The organism is Chitinimonas sp. BJB300 (assembly GCF_002735695.1).
Lineage (GTDB): Bacteria > Pseudomonadota > Gammaproteobacteria > Burkholderiales > Chitinimonadaceae > Chitinimonas.
This window is the reverse complement of record NZ_PDZH01000319.1, coordinates 1-1,047: the sequence shown is the minus strand read 5'-3', so window position 1 is coordinate 1,047 and position 1,047 is coordinate 1. Positions and strand designations below refer to the sequence as shown.

The 1,047-nt window shown below is 64.0% G+C and carries 1 protein-coding gene; it reads left to right on the top strand.

Going from position 1 to position 1,047, the window contains the following annotated elements:
- Positions 1-1,047: prealbumin-like fold domain-containing protein (locus tag CSQ89_RS21615; protein WP_308418208.1), on the top strand; the 1,047-nt coding region annotated here is incomplete at both ends.

Genomic DNA, 1,047 nt, shown 5'->3' with positions numbered 1-1,047 from the left:
CCGGCGTACCTGTTGTGGGTCCCGTACAGACACTGACCACGGCTGGTACCTCCACGGTCGTCACCGAAACCATTCCGCCAGGCTTTACCCTCACCGCGGCAACCTGTACTGGTCTGGGCGCAGGCGGTACCGCCACACCGAATCTTGCAGCCGGCACGGTCACGTTGGATGCCTTGGCCACGGCAGCCGGTTCCAATATCGCCTGTACTTATACCCATACCAAGCTCCCTACCTTGACGGTGAGCACGATCAGTAATGGTGGCACAGGCGACTTCCCGTATTCTGGCACCAATGGGGTGACGAACTTCACCAACACCACCGTCACGCCCGGCACGCCGGTGGTCGGTCCCGTGCAGACCCTCACCACCGCCGGCACTTCGACTGTGGTGACGGAAACCGTACCGCCTGGCTTTATCCTGACCGCGGCGACCTGTACCGGCCTGAGCCCAGGCGGCACGGCCACCCCGAATCTGGCCGCGGGTACGATCACGCTGGATGCAGCCGCTACCACGGGTTCGCCGAATCTGGCCTGTACGTTTACCCACTCCCGCCAGACGACGGTATCCGTGAATGTGGTCAGTAACGGTGGGATCGGGCCGTTCAGCTTCACTGGCACCAACGGGGTCACCAACCAGATCCTGACCACGCTCAACCCCGGCACCAATGTCGCGGGCCCCGTCCAGGCGGTGACCACGATCGGTGGTGTGACCACGATTACCGAAACCGTGCCGCCGGGATTTATCCTGACCGCGATCAACTGTACGGGGCTGGGTGCAGGCGGTGTTGCCACGCCGAATCTGGCAGCCGGTACGGTGACCCTGGATGCCGCCGCCACGGCTAGTGGTGCCGCCGCAGTCTGTACCTTCACCAATGTGCAGGCCGGTCCGCCGATCATGCGGGTCGCCAAGACCGGCCCAGCCAGCTTCACGGCCGGCAGCACAGGCACTTACAACGTCACGCTGAGCAATATCGGCGGCAGTGTCACTACCGGCCTCGTGGGCTTCACCGACACCTTGCCGGCCAACCTGACCTTCTCGGCGCAGACTG